We start from the raw sequence: 586 nt of genomic DNA, 5'->3' as shown, positions 1-586 counted from the left end.
GCGGCCTGGGTGCGGCGCTGCATGTCGAGTTTGCTCAGCAGGTTGGACACGTAGTTCTTGACCGTCTTCTCGGCCAGGAACATCCGCTCGCCGATCTGGCGATTGGTCAGGCCCTCGCCGATCAGTTCGAGGATCTGCCGCTCCTGGTCCGACAGCGCGGCCAGCGGGTCCTTCTTCGTGGCCTGGTCGCGCAGCCGGTGCAGCATGGCGGCGGTGGTCTGCGGGTCGAGCAGCGACTGTCCGCCGGCCACCGTGCGCACCGCGCCGACCAGGTCCGAGCCGTGGATCTGCTTGAGCACGTATCCGGCCGCCCCGGCCATGACCGCGTTGAACAGCGCCTCGTCGTCGGCGTAGGAGGTCAGCATCAGGCAGGCCAGGCCCGGCACCTTCGAGCGCACCTCACGGCAGACGTCCACCCCGCTGCCGTCGGGCAGGCGCACGTCGAGCACCGCCACATCCGGCTTCAGCGCGGGGATGCGGGCCACGGCCGACTCGGCCGTCCCCGCCTCGCCGACGACCTCGATGTCGTCCTCGGCGTCCAGCAACGCCGCCACACCACGCCGTACGACCTCGTGGTCGTCCACCA

1 protein-coding gene is annotated in these 586 nt (G+C 70.3%); it reads right to left on the bottom strand.

The genetic code is table 11. The features are described from left to right. On the bottom strand, positions 1-584 hold a 584-nt coding region (locus tag Msi02_RS42830; protein ID WP_204053417.1), incomplete at its 3' end, for a response regulator. Positions 585-586 lie beyond the last annotated feature (2 nt).

It is taken from the genome of Microbispora siamensis (genome assembly GCF_016863095.1).
GTDB lineage: Bacteria > Actinomycetota > Actinomycetes > Streptosporangiales > Streptosporangiaceae > Microbispora > Microbispora siamensis.
This window is presented reverse-complemented; position numbering and strand designations above follow the sequence as displayed.